19 protein-coding genes are annotated in these 14,126 nt (G+C 41.9%); 3 read left to right on the forward strand and 16 right to left on the reverse strand.

Annotated elements, in window-relative coordinates; genetic code table 11:
* Positions 1–19 precede the first annotated feature (19 nt).
* The 12 genes from SJ312_RS01665 to SJ312_RS01720 all read right to left on the reverse strand — a co-directional run bounded on the left by SJ312_RS01665 (position 20) and on the right by SJ312_RS01720 (position 7,197).
* Positions 20–397, reverse strand: coding sequence for a hypothetical protein (locus SJ312_RS01665; protein WP_319866789.1), 378 nt, complete (start codon positions 395–397; stop codon positions 20–22).
* Entirely contained in the window at positions 394–804 is a 411-nt protein-coding gene (locus SJ312_RS01670; protein ID WP_048608857.1) for a structural protein, read from the reverse strand. The genes SJ312_RS01665 and SJ312_RS01670 overlap by 4 nt, the downstream gene beginning before the upstream one ends.
* Entirely contained in the window at positions 801–1,094 is a 294-nt protein-coding gene (locus tag SJ312_RS01675) for a phage holin family protein (RefSeq protein WP_048608858.1), read from the reverse strand. The genes SJ312_RS01670 and SJ312_RS01675 overlap by 4 nt, the downstream gene beginning before the upstream one ends.
* 16 nt (positions 1,095–1,110) lie before the next feature.
* Positions 1,111–1,566, reverse strand: coding sequence for a phage protein (locus tag SJ312_RS01680; RefSeq protein ID WP_048608860.1), 456 nt, complete (start codon positions 1,564–1,566; stop codon positions 1,111–1,113).
* Positions 1,566–2,684 carry a DUF2586 domain-containing protein gene (locus tag SJ312_RS01685; protein ID WP_319866792.1) on the reverse strand — a complete coding sequence of 373 codons (1,119 nt, stop codon included), beginning with the start codon at positions 2,682–2,684 and terminating at the stop codon, positions 1,566–1,568. The genes SJ312_RS01680 and SJ312_RS01685 overlap by 1 nt, the downstream gene beginning before the upstream one ends.
* 12 nt (positions 2,685–2,696) lie before the next feature.
* Positions 2,697–3,395, reverse strand: coding sequence for a hypothetical protein (locus tag SJ312_RS01690; RefSeq protein WP_319866794.1), 699 nt, complete (start codon positions 3,393–3,395; stop codon positions 2,697–2,699).
* Complete coding sequence (locus SJ312_RS01695) at positions 3,385–3,864, reverse strand: phage tail protein (protein WP_164455410.1); 480 nt, start codon at positions 3,862–3,864, stop codon at positions 3,385–3,387. Before SJ312_RS01695 ends, SJ312_RS01690 begins: the two co-directional genes overlap by 11 nt.
* Positions 3,861–4,313, reverse strand: a complete 453-nt coding sequence (locus SJ312_RS01700; protein WP_048608868.1) for a head completion/stabilization protein — start codon at positions 4,311–4,313, stop codon at positions 3,861–3,863. Before SJ312_RS01700 ends, SJ312_RS01695 begins: the two co-directional genes overlap by 4 nt.
* A gap of 13 nt (positions 4,314–4,326) precedes the next feature.
* Positions 4,327–4,551 carry a hypothetical protein gene (locus SJ312_RS01705; protein WP_048608870.1) on the reverse strand — a complete coding sequence of 75 codons (225 nt, stop codon included), beginning with the start codon at positions 4,549–4,551 and terminating at the stop codon, positions 4,327–4,329.
* A gap of 102 nt (positions 4,552–4,653) precedes the next feature.
* On the reverse strand, positions 4,654–5,361 hold the full coding sequence (gpM, locus tag SJ312_RS01710; protein WP_048608872.1) for a phage terminase small subunit: 708 nt from the start codon (positions 5,359–5,361) through the stop codon (positions 4,654–4,656).
* 3 nt (positions 5,362–5,364) lie between these two features.
* Positions 5,365–6,393: a phage major capsid protein, P2 family gene (locus tag SJ312_RS01715; protein ID WP_048608874.1), complete on the reverse strand. Its 1,029-nt coding sequence runs from the start codon at positions 6,391–6,393 to the stop codon at positions 5,365–5,367.
* A gap of 21 nt (positions 6,394–6,414) precedes the next feature.
* Positions 6,415–7,197: a GPO family capsid scaffolding protein gene (locus SJ312_RS01720; protein WP_164455387.1), complete on the reverse strand. Its 783-nt coding sequence runs from the start codon at positions 7,195–7,197 to the stop codon at positions 6,415–6,417.
* A gap of 161 nt (positions 7,198–7,358) precedes the next feature.
* On the opposite strand from SJ312_RS01720, the gene SJ312_RS01725 reads away from it, so the two are divergent.
* The 3 genes from SJ312_RS01725 to SJ312_RS01735 are packed head-to-tail and all read left to right on the forward strand — an operon-like array spanning position 7,359 to position 10,494.
* Positions 7,359–9,146: a terminase large subunit domain-containing protein gene (locus SJ312_RS01725; RefSeq protein ID WP_319866798.1), complete on the forward strand. Its 1,788-nt coding sequence runs from the start codon at positions 7,359–7,361 to the stop codon at positions 9,144–9,146.
* Positions 9,146–10,177, forward strand: coding sequence for a phage portal protein (locus SJ312_RS01730; RefSeq protein WP_319866799.1), 1,032 nt, complete (start codon positions 9,146–9,148; stop codon positions 10,175–10,177). Before SJ312_RS01725 ends, SJ312_RS01730 begins: the two co-directional genes overlap by 1 nt.
* Complete coding sequence (locus SJ312_RS01735) at positions 10,177–10,494, forward strand: ogr/Delta-like zinc finger family protein (RefSeq protein ID WP_141395919.1); 318 nt, start codon at positions 10,177–10,179, stop codon at positions 10,492–10,494. The genes SJ312_RS01730 and SJ312_RS01735 overlap by 1 nt, the downstream gene beginning before the upstream one ends.
* On the opposite strand, the gene SJ312_RS01740 is transcribed toward SJ312_RS01735, so the two are convergent.
* The 4 genes from SJ312_RS01740 to SJ312_RS01755 form a co-directional block, all read right to left on the reverse strand.
* A complete protein-coding gene (locus SJ312_RS01740) occupies positions 10,480–10,701 on the reverse strand; it encodes a hypothetical protein (RefSeq protein ID WP_048608885.1) in 222 nt (73 codons plus the stop codon). The genes SJ312_RS01735 and SJ312_RS01740 overlap by 15 nt on opposite strands.
* Before the next feature lie 120 nt (positions 10,702–10,821).
* Entirely contained in the window at positions 10,822–11,193 is a 372-nt protein-coding gene (locus SJ312_RS01745; RefSeq protein ID WP_264966628.1) for a hypothetical protein, read from the reverse strand.
* 13 nt (positions 11,194–11,206) lie between these two features.
* A complete protein-coding gene (locus SJ312_RS01750; protein WP_264966626.1) occupies positions 11,207–11,902 on the reverse strand; it encodes a terminase large subunit domain-containing protein in 696 nt (231 codons plus the stop codon).
* A 1-nt stretch (position 11,903) separates the two neighbouring features.
* A complete protein-coding gene (locus SJ312_RS01755; protein WP_319866801.1) occupies positions 11,904–14,033 on the reverse strand; it encodes a replication endonuclease in 2,130 nt (709 codons plus the stop codon).
* Between the last annotated feature and the right edge of the window lie 93 nt (positions 14,034–14,126).

Below are 14,126 nucleotides of genomic sequence, written 5' to 3' on the forward strand. Positions count from 1 at the left end.
TTCTAATGGCTCTGAGATATCACGGCCTGTTGTTCCTGCGAGTCTCGGAATGTCCGTCGAGCATTTTTTTAACAGGTTTTCCTGATAATTCACGCTCGATATTGTCGGCGGTTTGGTTGTACATGCTGACAAACTCATCACTAACACAAACGTTAGTAAACACAGGCTTAATAATTTCAGTGCGTATTTCTCTGGGGGCAGCATTGGCAATCCCCTCCAATTGTTCTTCCAGCTTTTGACCGGACTCACTTGATATTTTTTCAATATCCCCTTTGATTTTTGCTGCTGTCCTACTTGCGGTTAGCTCAATGCTATCGTGATATAAGCTGTTGACTTTCCAACCCGCGCCAAAGGCACAGGCCAATAAAGCAATTATCAGCGCGAGTTGTTTTGTCATATTAATGCATATCCTTTTTCGAATTCGGCAATGCCCCAAGGTTGCTGCCCCGCATTTTCGACACGAGTAATGGCATCCGCTAAAGCAAACAAAACGTCTTTTTGCATAACAGATAAGCAATCATCAGGACTAACCCCTAACTCTTTTGCGACACGCTGAATATAGCCCTCAGTGTTATTTTCCACTGGTGGTGCATAGCGGTTAATAATTTCACGAATAGAGCAAATTTTGTGTTTTCGCTCATAGGTACGCATTAAAATAAACAGCGCCCGATACCCCCATTCCGGTGCGATAAATCGGCAAAATGATTTATCTGTTTGCTCAGGGTGTAAACCTCGCCATTTATCACCGTGGCGAATATTACCGGGGTTATTGTTACGAATGCCTCTTGGTGGTAATTTGCTCATTGCTTAAATTTCCCTTTTAACAGTGCGCTTCCACGTTTTCTAATCCACATTTCAACCGCTTGATATCCGGCAATCCCTAATGCGGACGCACATCCAACAAGGGCAAGCGGTGAAAGGTCGGGGATCCAAATTAAAAGTGCAGCGGCAGCGACAGAGGTTGCCGCCCCTAAAATTACCCGACTCACAAATAACTTGATGGTGATAGGTTCAGCCCCTGTTAGCATTTGACCAATGCTAATTAGCGCCCCGATAATAACCATTGTAATAAATGTTTTTTCGTGTTCTTCCATGAACAAATTATCCCTATTATCCGATAAGGGTTTGAGTTAACTCAGATTCCAAATAAGGAATGCCTTTAATACGCACAAAATCAGGACTCGTAACCAGATATTTAATTTTGTGAGTAGTGAGTGCGCCACCTTTGGGATCGGTATCTAAAATATCAGTCAGAATCAATTTATTACCGAATGATTCGACTTTCATTTCTTCATTGCCTGCCTTGGCGTACCAAAGGAAATCCATTGGCTTAATCCCACGCCATGAACCTGCCGCCCGCGCTTTTGCGACGATAATCTCAAAATATTTTGTACTAATTTCGATTTCACCCTCTGCGCTCACATCACCCGCGACAAAACCGTCGGGCATACCTTTGGTTTGCGCGGCTGCGGTATTATCAGTAATGGATAGGCTCACTTTTTCGACGTGAATTAAGTCACCATCAATATTAAAGTCAAAGGATTGACCAGATAAACGTTGGCTCATTATGCGCTCTCCAAGCTAGCATCCAGTAAGATACTGACCGTAATTCCTTTCGGACATTCATACGTTCTTACTGTGATATAAATTTCAACCGTATTTTTGGTTTTCCACACAATCACGACGTCATTGTCTTGCGGTGGCTTGCACTCACCGGGGAACGTAACCCCGTTAATTTCTGCACTGCGTGACATTTCACGCATAGTGCGAGCAAAATAAGATTTGTGGTTTTCAATGCTGTTTGGTGTACTGTTTAAGCTACGGTCTGCAATTTTTGCAATAGCTTGTAAACGAACGCGACGCGCGACTTTATCAACAATACGCAGGTTTTCAATCGCTTGAAAATCACCGCCCTCAACATCTAAAGTGCGACCATCTGACCAATACATGCCGTCATAGTCGGGGTACCACATTGGCACGCTATAACGGAGTTTTTCCAACGCTTGCAAGGTGGCTAAGTCAATCTCCACACCGCTATCGTCTTTGGGTTTATCAACGCTGCCTAAATCAAGCAGAGCGCCTGTTTTTACCCGAGCCGGGCTATCGGCAATGGTAACCGCACGGTTACATAAACGCCCCGCCAATACGCCCGCTTCATTTCCCCAAAAAGTAGGCACTAATTGAATAGATTCAACCGCTTCGCCTTTTTGAAGCTCACCAAGGCGCGTTAAGGCTAGTTGCCACGTTTCTTTTGCTTGTAACCCTGCGACAGAAAGAATTGCCCATGTCCAGCGCCCAAACTTCGCCATTAGATTTGCGCGGAGTGTTTGCGCAGCTTTAATTGTTGCTTTGGTGGCATCACCGATATAGACATAGCCCTCAACACTGGCAACAGATTGCGCTTTCATTACCGCATCAACAAAATCGGTTTCGGCTGCGCTCTCGGGCAAGACGTGAACATAACCAAACCAATTCTGCCCAGCATTCGCCATTGCTGCCTTGATATTCGACTTTAAAGGGCTATTTTCTACCCCCAATAATGTATCTAAATCAGTTTGAGTATTAACAGGTAAGGTTTCACCAATATGGCTCTTCCCTTTGCCCACAAACAGCAAAACACGCTCAATTTCTTTGGTTTCGCCTTGTAACTGATTGACTTGATTAACCTGAATGTTAGGCCACATAGTTAAGTCCTTTTATTTAATATCCTGCGCTTTAACATCAGCGCCAAATCCAATCCCTTGTAACTGCCTTGCGAGTGCCTTTTTAAAATCGCTATCGCTCATGCCTAAAAAAACACGGGATGGAACATCTATCGACCATGTATTTTTAGGTGGTTTTTCACTTAACTTTCTAATTAATAAACCTGCTTGCCCCATATCCATATTTTCACAAATATGCTTTACAGTTGGTTTTTTCCAACGTTTCCCAGATTTAACCTGATATCCTAAATCACGTAATTTTTTTGCTTGTTTCTTTGTGGCTTCACGCTCAGTTGTTTTTTTTGATTGAACATCACGTTTTCTTATTGTTGCTTTCATTCCATGTTGTTGAGTGAAACCAACAACACCCGCACTTAATTTTTTACCGCCACTATGATAATTTCCACCTTGTAAATAAATTCTTACCGAATCTGTTTCAGGCATCTCCCTGATATGCAATAATTTAGGCATATTACGAAGCATTTTTTTCTTATAATTACTTTGCCTTTTTTTCCAAGCTTGACCATCAGGCGATTGTTGATTTTTAACATTTCGTTTTGCTGATGCAATTACGCCATATTTCGCCATGCGCCATAAAAAACGCTGTTTTTTCTTTTCTGGTAATTCAAGGTTTTTTAACGCTTTTTGCATTTCTGCAAATTGCTCTTTGCTCAATTGGCCTTTAATTATCATTTTTCACGTCACTATAAATTTCAGCGTGTTCTGCGTATCCAAATTCGGTATCTGCCAGTGACCAACGTTTACCATCAAAAGGAACAATCCCGTTTATGTCTTCTTTCATCACAACGGGCTCAGCGAGTGAAATTGACACAATGACAACGGCTGTTTCGTCATCAACTTCAACAATCATAGATGGCGGTTCTTGTTCGATATTGCTATTGCCTAACTCGTTATCTTGTTCACATGCCCACGCATCAATTAGCAAAGGGATATAATCAGGGTGAATCAGTCGATAAGGAAAACGCCCCCATGAAATGACAGCTTCACTTTGTCGTATCATCATTTGATATTGGTCTAAGCCTAAATCCCGATGCGCGCGGATAAACTGTATTTCGTCCATTTCGCTTTTAAATTCAACATCACAGACGCGTGGCGGTAAATTGGCTTTTAAAAAATCAGTTAGGCTTTTTAATTTATTCATATCATCGCCACCGTGACACGTTTTAAGCCTTTCATATTGCGGATCACAAATGCGGCTTCTGCGAGTAAATTATTCTTTGTTTCAGGGTTTTCTTGCTTCGGATTTGCCGCACGGCTGACAATTGATGTTATTTCGCCTATCAAATCCGCTTTAGCCCGTGCATAGAGCGCCTTTTTATATTGTGCACACAATGCGTTTTGCCCATTGGCTTTTGCTCCCGGAGCATCATTTGCAGTGTTATACCCTTTAGACAACAATTGTTTTTTCAGTGATTCGAGCGATAAATTAATTTCAGCAACACTGGCTAATAACGCATCCGTTAATAACTCATGATTTAAATCCGGTGGTATTTGGCGCTGTCTTTGAAAGTCAGCTAAATTAATATCAGGCCAAAAACCATCATTAGTTATTTCGACCGATTGATAATTTAAATCGTTGCCATTAAACATAATTTATCGCTCGCTACTTTGAATCACTCCGCCAGAATATACTTCGCAATACAAATAAAATGACTGATAGCCCAATAACCGTTCCCCAATTTACAGGCACTACCGTATTTAATTCGGCTGAAATTGAGAACCAATTCCAGACACTTAATATTCCCCAAGAAAAGCCCAGAGATAACAATAAACACACTGCAATAATGAGTAATATCAATATCGCGCCAACCATTGTTTCTGATTTCATTTTCTATCCTTGTAATAAAAAAAACGGGCAGTCCGGTTTCCACGGTTAATGACATGATTGTCATACCTCCACCGCGCCCGTTTCGGCTTGCGGTAGTCGTTTTTATTCGGTTGTTAACGCTCGAATGCGCATGGCGATCCGTTTTAAATGCGTATCAACACCCACTTTCGGATTAAGCTGTCGTGCTTTTTCCATATAGGATGCGGCTTGCTCCAATGTATCAACACAATCAATGGCGCTGGCTTTCGCATCCTGATTGATATTGCTTCTTAGCAAATTCAATGCAGCAAATTTGTAGTATTTAGCCCTGATTTTTTCGTGAACTCGCCACTTTTCAGTGACATTTTTAAAGGTTCTTGAAAAATAAGGCTCAATACTGTTTCCCGCTTCATTTTCCAATGTTGCCCACGCTAAGATAGTGTCAGCAACAAAGGCCGGAAAATTACTGCGGAAATTGTCTGGGGTGAGCTGTCCTTGCTCAATGGCAATATCTGCCCAATCCAATCCCTTGTCGAAATCCCCAACATCAAATAGCCAAACGGTGCAGTAAGCAAAAATCGGGTTTCGGTAGACCTCCCCCTCGGACAAATAGCGTTCAGCGGTGGGAAGATAAGCGGGGAGTAACTCCCGCTTTTTCATTTCCACGCGGTCAGCTGTTGTCGGTTGCTCACGCAGTCTTTTGACATCCTGCTCAATCGCTCTCGCCTGTAAGTGCATACTGGCACCATCTGCGATAGTGACGGCCTGTTGCTGTTCTAGCTTTTGGCGTAGTTCAACGCTAGCCCGATGACGTTGAGCAGGTGATAGCATGGTTTATTCACCGACCTTTTCAGCAGGTTCAGTAATTTCACCAATTGTGACCGCGCTTTCATCATAAGCGGCATATAACTCTGGATATTCCAGTGCATATCCTTCATTACGCAGATATTTGTTTTCATACTGCTTACGGTCTTCTACAAACTCCGCTTTACGCTGACGCGTATTGCGTTGGGTGTAGATATGCAGGTTTGACAGATATGTCACAACCATGCGTTTGCCCGGCATAAATGGCGGGATAATCGCAGGGCGACCTGCAATTGTGGTTCCCAACATTTGAGCCGCGATTTTTTCGGTTGGCTTATCAGCCGCTTGATAAAGTCGGTATTGTTCAGCCGCGACTAAATCAGGCCCAACTAATACAACTAAGCGTGGGTCACTGCGGTATTGCACCGGAATACAGGTATTAATCAGGTCTGATGCCATTGCATCTAATGACCGATAATCCCCTTTATCATCTAACTTGACTGGGTCAGTAATTACCTGTTTACCACCGTCCCAATCTTTTGCGATTTGATGCCAACCGATATTGACGTCTTCTCCGTTCGGATAGGCTTCAAAATCTGTTGATTTTGCTACATGCGTACCATTCCAACCGATTCGGATCATATCTAATGCAAACGTTTCATTAGTAAAGGCTTGCATGCGTTGGAAAAACTCATTTTCAGACCCCGAGTTCGCCCAAACAGATAAAAGCGCCCAATCAAGTGCTGCACCGGAATCAGTTTCAACCAGTTTATATTCATTACCATCGTTCGCAGTTTGACGAATAAAACGCCCACCTTGCTTACGACCTGTAAAAATACCGGGGTTTCCTACTGATACGACTTGCCCTTGGAGTTGGTCTACATCAGCACATGTAATCATGTTTAAGAATGCAGATTGCTCCATCAACGCATTGCGCAATGATGTTTCTTTTGGATCAGTTATGGCAAAGTATTTTGACGTATCGTCAACCCCATAACTTTTACGCAGACCAGCTTCATATTCTTTTAGAAACTGCCTTGCACGAGTATTTAATTGCATGGATTCCTTTCCTTTTTATCCTTACAGAAAATTAAAACGAGCGTTTTTATCCCCGTTAGGATTTGGATTTGGTTTTTTAGTCACAACCTTATCTAGTTTGCTGAAATTTTTAACTAAATCTGGCAAACTATCACGCAACTGTTTAAATTCATTTGTATCGACGACTTCTTTTACTACTTCGATATCTTCTTGAACTTCAGTCACTTCCTGCGACGTTTCATTTAGCTTAGCTTCCAGCTCTACAATTTTATCTTCTGCAGCTGCCAGCGCTTCGGCTAACTCTTGAAGGTCGGGGTTAGGTGTTGGCTCCGGTGTTGGTTCCGGTGTTGGTGCAGGGTCTGCGATATTATATTTTTTGCGCCAGTTTTTTTTGTCTGACATGGTTCCATCCTTAGATTTGTTGCGGCTAAAGTGTAGCCGTGTTGTTCCTACGCTTGCCGGGCTATTAGTAACAGCCAGACCTTCTAAATAGTGTTTTCCCGTACCGCGAAAATTTCCATCTGGCGTTAATTCAATCGAGGTAAATAGCCACTTATCTTCTGTATTTGCTAATAGCAAACTGACAAATGGGCGGATAATCGCTAAAAGTTGCAAGTTTCCGTTATTATCTTCATCAAGCATGACTTCAAGGACTTCACCCACTGGATCAACTTCGTGGTTATGCTCAGGCCAAATCAACGCTGCCCATAGCGTGTAATCATAAAGTTCAGCGGCTTCAATTAAATGTTGGCGTTCGATAATACGACCATCAACAGTGTCACCCTCAGTCGCGATACATAACCATGTTGTTCTCAATTGCGACATTTACATGTTGCTCCCATCCTTGGGTTTATTGCTTCCATTTCGTTAGGTGCTCAGTATTGCCCACATTTTTTTCACTGGCGACAAGTTCGATTCGGTTATAAATACTTTGCCGAAAGCCGCTTAATGCCAGCGTTTAAAGGTCGGGGCACAATGCATCTACTATGGCTAAATACACGGATGCAAAAATACAGGTCGCAAAATCGTTATATTTGCGACGCTATACTCCAGCGGAAATCGCGGAGGAATTGAGCCTGCCTAATCGTCGGATTGTTTACTATTGGGCAGAAAAATGGAATTGGGCAGATATGCTCAGTCATGAGAGTGTGATTGAAGCAATTAACCGTCGCATTGCTTTATTGAGTGAGCGAAATAAAAAAACGGAGCTTGAATTAGATGAGTTAGACCGCTTGATTGCTAGCCACGTTAAATTAATGGCGCAAGCGAATAAGCACGCCGAAAAAATGGCAGCATTAAAATCGCAATCAGCGGATATGCAAGGCGGTGCTGATTATGCAATAAATGAAGATGGCGAGCCGAAGAAAAAGAAACGCTATCGTAAAAATGACATTTCTAGCCTGACGCCAGAAGATTTCCAACGCTTTGCTGATGAAATGCTGTTTGGTTATCAAAAGCATTTGCGCATTAATATCACGCAGGCAGTGCGCAACATATTAAAAAGCCGTCAAATCGGGGCGACGTGGTATTTTTCTTTTGAAGCCTTTGAGAACGCTTGTTTGACGGGTGACCCTCAGATATTTTTATCTGCGTCAAAACCCCAAGCGGAAGTATTCCGGTCATATATTGTGAATATTGCGGAACAATTCTTTGGTGTGACGCTAACGGGTAATCCCATCCGTTTAAGTAATGGGGCTGAATTACGCTTTTTATCCACCAATAAAAACACGGCTCAATCTTATAGTGGTCATTTATATTGTGACGAATATTTTTGGGTTCCTGATTTTAAACGCTTAAATGATGTTGCATCAGCAATGGCAACACATGACCGCTGGCGTATCACCTATTTTTCCACGCCTAGCTCTAAAACACATCCAGCTTATCCATTTTGGATGGGGGATGAATGGCGCGGCAATGACCCTAAACGTAAGAACGTCGAGTTTCCAAGTGAGAAAGAAATGCGTGACGGGGGGCGTGAGTGCCCTGATGGGCAATGGCGCTATATCATTACCCTTGAAGATGCGATAAAAGGCGGCTTTAACTTAGCGTCCATCGATAAATTACGTCAACGATATAACCCTGACACATTCAATATGTTGTATATGTGCGTATTTATTGATAGCGGTAAGTCTGTCTTTAAATATGACACTTTAATGAAATGCGGTGTTGATGTGAATTTATGGGAAGACCATAAACCCGACGACCCGCGCCCATTTGGCAATCGCGAAGTGTGGGGCGGGTATGACCCTGCACGCTCTGGCGACACATCAACGTTTGTTATCGTTGCACCGCCCATGATGGCACCCGAAGTATTTCGGGTATTGGCAACATTTTATTGGCAAGGGTTTAGCTGGCGACATCAAGCAAAATTGATTGAAGACTTAACTAAGAAATATCGTTTCACACACATTGGCATCGATACCACAGGGATAGGTCAAGCCGTATATGAAACGGTGCAAGATTTTGCGCCACGTATCACACAGCCCATTCTTTATAGTCTGCAAATGAAAACACAACTTGTGATGAAGATGATAGATATTGTTGATGAAGAGCGCATTGAATGGGATATGGATCAGAAAGAAATCCCCGCGTCATTTTTATGCATCCGTCACACAACTACAGGTAAAGGTGGCGCAATGACATTCGTCGCAGATAGAACACAAGAAACAGGCCACGCGGATGTTTTCTGGGCAACGTCTCACGCAGTAATTAAAGAGCCGCTTAACACGGATAAAAAGCGCAAATCTAAATATATATTACCAAAGGCTGCATAATGAAAAAGAAACGGAATTCACGCAAACAAATGGTGCAAGCAACAAAGGCACCTAAAAAAGCATTTAGTATTGTACTGGGTAAACCTGAACCTATTTTAACAACCCATACTGATTATAAAAATATCTGGTATGACAATGATTTTGACCATTGGACACCGCCAATAGACCGTGAAGCACTGGCGCAATTGGTAAATTTAAATGGCCAACATGGTGGCGTTCTTTATGCTCGTCATAATATGGTCACCAGTGACTATATAGGCGGTGGCTTAACCCATGAGCAACTAAAAGCGGCAGTTTTTAATTATTTTTTGTTTGGTGATGTGGCCATTTTAAAAGTGCGTAACGGTTGGGGTGAAACCATCGAACTGGAGGTTTTGCCCTCACTTTACTTGCGCAGGCGTAAAGACGGTGATTTTGTCATTTTACAAGAAGGTGAGCATCTAGTTTATACCCCTGATGAAATCATTTATATCAAAATGTATGACCCACAACAGCAAGTCTACGGTTTGCCGGATTATATTGGCGGCATTCACGCAGCTTTACTAAACAGTGAAGCAACAATATTTCGTCGTCGCTATTATCACAACGGGGCACATACTGGCGGGATGATTTACTGTAATGACCCGAATATGACCGATGAAGTGGAAGAACAAATCATCCAAAAACTCAGCCAAAGCAAGGGAATTGGTAATTTTGAAACTATGTTTGTGAGTGTGCCAAATGGTGACCCTGACGGCATCAAATTTATTCCCGTTGGGGATATCTCTGCAAACGATGAGTTTAGCAATGTGAAAAGTATTAGTGCGCAAGACATTCTAAATGCTCACCGTTTCCCTGCTGGCCTTGCTGGCATCATTCCCGGCTTAGGCTCTGGCGGCTTAGGTGACCCATTGAAAGCAAGGGAAGCGTACCGACAAGATGAAGTTATCCCTGTACAAAATTTATTCATGAATGCGGTCAATAGTGAAATCGGTAGAAATGAGTCTTTGAAATTGAATTTCCGTCAAAATATCATTAAGGAAAATGAATAATGTCTAAAAATAGGGTAAAATTAAGACGTTATCAACAATCGGAGGTCTGGAACGTGCGAGTATTAAAAATATTCTGCCCCATTTGCGGCCAACGCGCGACAATTCGCAAATCGAATCGTAAACATCGTGAAATTTCAGACCTTTATTGCGCCTGTAATGATGTTGAATGCGGTCACACCTATGTTTTAAATCTAACGTTTAGTCACACTATCAGCCCTAGCGCCCACTCAGATGATTTGATTCAATCCATGATTGAAAAATTTAACCCCGAACAGCGCCAACTGGCGCTAGGGTTATTAACCTCAAAGGGTGCATGATTGCTGGCTTACATCAGGGCTGCTATTTAGCAGCCTAATTTTTTGATTGCTCTTTTTTGCTATTTCTTCTCTTGCACCGTCTGCAAGTTCAGTAATCAGTGTGAGTACAACTTGACGCTCATAATGGTTGCAACCCTCTAAACTTCCCAGCTTTGCAATAACACTAATGCGTTCAAACGCTACCGATTCCTGTAATAAATCGCTCATATTCAAATTCCCATTTGTATACTGGATATTTGTACAGTATACATAAATAAAGTCATTGGGAAACCCTGTAAATCAGAAATAATTAAAATTTCTTTTGAATTACAGGGTTATGTGATTCATTTATAAACTATCCGCTTCGTGACATGTCACGGCAATATTATCCAATTTCAAATCATGCCAGCCGTTTGTATTCCAACAATCAGCCGCACCCGATAAGCAACACTGACTAACAGGCAATTGCTCACCACATCTTTTACAGGTTGATTTTGATAACTCGTGAACTTTGTCACTTAGGCGAGCGGTATCTTGGCGAATCAATAGCTGAATGTATTCATTCATTTCGTAAGGCTCCCGCCCTGGTCGACGAATAGCACAATTATTTTTCAACATGTCCAATTCTTGGCTATCGACCATCAACTCAAATTTGATTTCGCCACTGTCTTTTTGTCGTTTACGCTGTTCCGCTTTGCGCTCTGCTGCTGTTTTTGCCATTTGTTCTACTCCCTTAGTTATCGTTAAAACAACAAAAAATCATTTCGTTAGCTATTTCGTCACCAAAACGCTTCCACTGTGTCATTTTTTCTTCATTAATTAAGAATAAATTACCCACTTCATATTCTGAGTTTTGAACAGTATCTTGATAGTGATTTTTACTTAATAATTCATCCGATAAATAAGAGTTTCCTAAAATTGAGCAAATATCAATGCGAGAGCGAAAGGTATATAAAGTAATCCGCCACTTATCATGCATTGATATTGCACCGGATAACTGAATTATATTCCTTAAATTACTTATCCATGACCATTCTGAAATATAGACATCTCCTGAGATTCCAGCAAATGTTGTCTCTGTTAAATACTCAGGATTAAAAACATAAATATTTGCACCATTAGTTAATTTAAATAAGTAATTATGAGCGATTCTAATTTCTTTTATCTTTGCATGCTTTAATAAATAATGTACAGGTACATTGCCAAAAAATATTTTATTTCTGCCCGTTAAGCACGCATCCTGCAACGCTTCAAATAAAAAGTAATAATCAGCACCTATCTGACGTCCTTTTTTTAATGACCTATTTTTCAAAAAGCGAGTTTGGTACCAGCGTTTTTGCCACGGTAAAAAGTTCATTTGTTCTTTTTGTAAACTAAATAATAATTCACTTGTAACATTAATTGTCTCTACAAACATTTTAAGGGTCATATTAATTTCCTATGAGTGATTGAATTCTAGACATGGCTTGCTCACACCGAGCCAGTGATTTTTTGACTTTATCTGACTTAAATATGATTTTTTGAATATGGCCATTTGCATGAAACTTCACGCTTTGACCGTTTTCTGTATAAATTGCCCCTCTTGCTATCGAATGGATCATGAAAGGGTCTTTTTCGGGGTCTAAAGTGATACCAATTTCTTTGGCTTTTCTCACAATATCGGGAATAACCGTTTCTTTGTCTTTAATCGTCCTCCGTGCCTGCGTACAGTTATTGACAGAACTCCAAGGGGCGCTAATCGCGCCATCAAAACCAGCCTGCGCTGTCGCTTCGGCTAACTTCGGCACAATCTGCCAGTTCTTAATGCGTGTGATAATTGGGGAGTCGTTACCCACTAAAGTACAGTAAACCCCTTTGATGCAATTGACTGGCTCACCGTAGGCGTTGGTCTTTTCTTCACGCTCATACCATAGACGGGCGATAAGGTCAGCACGACGCACAAACGCGCCACCTTGCAACTTGGTGTATTCGCTCCAGTTGCTGGTATCGGCTGCTTTGTGGACTTCGGCAAATTCAACATCTAAACCTGTTGATGCTTCGGTATCATCACCCATGCGGCGCAATTCACGCCATACCGACACAGGCGCACCGCCTATTTGTTGAAACTGGCGAATTTTCCAATGTGAAGCCCAAGCGGAAACCGCCCGCGCCATGTCTTTGCACTTTTGGCCTGATTCCTTATCGACTTCATCGTCCATCGCGTAACCGTCGATATTTTTTGAAATGTATTTAGCGATATAGCCAGTTGCACTGCCTTTCCTTTCATCTATAGGCTCAACGTGAAAACGGGCTCTTAGTGCTTTAGGTGTTGTAAGTTCGTCTCTATCTTCTAAACGTGCATAGTGACTAAAAATAGAACGCAATTGTTTTTTATGTTCAGGCATAACAAACAGCAACATATGCCAGTGCGGTGTACCGTCGTGGTGCGGCTCAGTAACACGAAAACCAAAAACACGGATACCCGCACGGCTATAAGCTGCGCGTATTTTCGCCCACGTTTTACATAGATACTTTTGAGTTGCTCTTGGATCACATCCGTTCCAATTATCAACAAAGCCGCCTGCTTGATAGGCTGAATGGTATTTTGATGGAGCTGTCATTGTGTAAAATTCACCATCACAGCCCATTTCCTTGGCGAGGTCTTCAAACCCGCGCATACGCGCCATTAATTCACAACGACGAACGGCAGGGTTTGCCACACTACCTAAAACCATTTTTGTAAGTTCGGTTCGGTTGCCGTCTTCGTCTTCTAATTCAAAGTCTTTAAGAAATTGCCAGTTGGAACGCTTTTGTTCTACCCAACGATGCAAGGTTGTTTTTGAAACATAAGGGGATGCGGACTTTTGAACTTGACCAATCGCGATAGCAAGGTGCTCGCGCTTCAGGTCACACAAACGTTTTAAACGACGATACCACCAAGCAACATCAAACATGCGAAGCAATGCCGCGCAAAGTTTATCTTCACTTGGTTTAATTCTGCCTTTAATAAATTGCTGCCAATATGGAGGCTGTGTGCCCGACTGCAATGTTAATTTAGCAAGGAAAGCGTAAGTTTTATCAAGACGCTGACGGGCTTCACATTCATCTTTTGGGTCGCTGTTGGCGTATTGCTTTGTTGCAGCTTCATAGTTATCACTTATAAAACTGGCAATATCATTTGCTAAAGTTTTGATAACCGTTCTATCTAACTGCGCAATATTTTCGAGTTGTTCAATAAAAGGGAATGGTCTATCACCTGAAACACGATGCTTAAACTCATACTGTTTCATGACCCGTTCGAATCGTGGCAATACATTCTTAGCGGTTTTGCGTAAAAACTCATTGGCACGACGACGACCCTTTTGATTAAAAAGGCGTGCGTATTTAGTGGCAAAGTAAATTGATAGGAAATCGGGGACATGAGAAATAATTTCATGACGCCACTCAGCATCATCTTTATTAGCATCCCACATAATGCGTTCAGCCAGAGTCGCTGATTTTGGCAACTCTGGCTTATTTTCTTCATGTTGGCGACGTATTGAAATATATACGTCGCTATTGTGTTCTTGGTTCGAGCTCATTTTGTTAGTCCGTGATGTTTAGTTAATTCTTTTTTGTTGGTATATCTGTGATAATGATTAAGCATATTCAGTATTTTTCTAAAACTCATAGAG

It is taken from the genome of Providencia sp. CIM-Carb-044 (assembly GCF_033901115.1).
Lineage (GTDB): Bacteria > Pseudomonadota > Gammaproteobacteria > Enterobacterales > Enterobacteriaceae > Providencia > Providencia hangzhouensis.

Bases quoted from the DNA above. Each gene is read 5' to 3' on its own strand.
- SJ312_RS01665 (WP_319866789.1), bottom strand. From the start codon at position 397: ATGACAAAACAACTCGCGCTGATAATTGCTTTATTGGCCTGTGCCTTT.
- SJ312_RS01670 (WP_048608857.1), bottom strand. From the start codon at position 804: ATGAGCAAATTACCACCAAGAGGCATTCGTAACAATAACCCCGGTAAT.
- SJ312_RS01675 (WP_048608858.1), bottom strand. From the start codon at position 1,094: ATGGAAGAACACGAAAAAACATTTATTACAATGGTTATTATCGGGGCG.
- SJ312_RS01680 (WP_048608860.1), bottom strand. From the start codon at position 1,566: ATGAGCCAACGTTTATCTGGTCAATCCTTTGACTTTAATATTGATGGT.
- SJ312_RS01685 (WP_319866792.1), bottom strand. From the start codon at position 2,684: ATGTGGCCTAACATTCAGGTTAATCAAGTCAATCAGTTACAAGGCGAA.
- SJ312_RS01690 (WP_319866794.1), bottom strand. From the start codon at position 3,395: ATGATAATTAAAGGCCAATTGAGCAAAGAGCAATTTGCAGAAATGCAA.
- SJ312_RS01695 (WP_164455410.1), bottom strand. From the start codon at position 3,864: ATGAATAAATTAAAAAGCCTAACTGATTTTTTAAAAGCCAATTTACCG.
- SJ312_RS01700 (WP_048608868.1), bottom strand. From the start codon at position 4,313: ATGTTTAATGGCAACGATTTAAATTATCAATCGGTCGAAATAACTAAT.
- SJ312_RS01705 (WP_048608870.1), bottom strand. From the start codon at position 4,551: ATGAAATCAGAAACAATGGTTGGCGCGATATTGATATTACTCATTATT.
- gpM (WP_048608872.1), bottom strand. From the start codon at position 5,361: ATGCTATCACCTGCTCAACGTCATCGGGCTAGCGTTGAACTACGCCAA.
- SJ312_RS01715 (WP_048608874.1), bottom strand. From the start codon at position 6,393: ATGCAATTAAATACTCGTGCAAGGCAGTTTCTAAAAGAATATGAAGCT.
- SJ312_RS01720 (WP_164455387.1), bottom strand. From the start codon at position 7,197: ATGTCGCAATTGAGAACAACATGGTTATGTATCGCGACTGAGGGTGAC.
- SJ312_RS01725 (WP_319866798.1), top strand. From the start codon at position 7,359: ATGGCTAAATACACGGATGCAAAAATACAGGTCGCAAAATCGTTATAT.
- SJ312_RS01730 (WP_319866799.1), top strand. From the start codon at position 9,146: ATGAAAAAGAAACGGAATTCACGCAAACAAATGGTGCAAGCAACAAAG.
- SJ312_RS01735 (WP_141395919.1), top strand. From the start codon at position 10,177: ATGTCTAAAAATAGGGTAAAATTAAGACGTTATCAACAATCGGAGGTC.
- SJ312_RS01740 (WP_048608885.1), bottom strand. From the start codon at position 10,701: ATGAGCGATTTATTACAGGAATCGGTAGCGTTTGAACGCATTAGTGTT.
- SJ312_RS01745 (WP_264966628.1), bottom strand. From the start codon at position 11,193: ATGGCAAAAACAGCAGCAGAGCGCAAAGCGGAACAGCGTAAACGACAA.
- SJ312_RS01750 (WP_264966626.1), bottom strand. From the start codon at position 11,902: ATGACCCTTAAAATGTTTGTAGAGACAATTAATGTTACAAGTGAATTA.
- SJ312_RS01755 (WP_319866801.1), bottom strand. From the start codon at position 14,033: ATGAGCTCGAACCAAGAACACAATAGCGACGTATATATTTCAATACGT.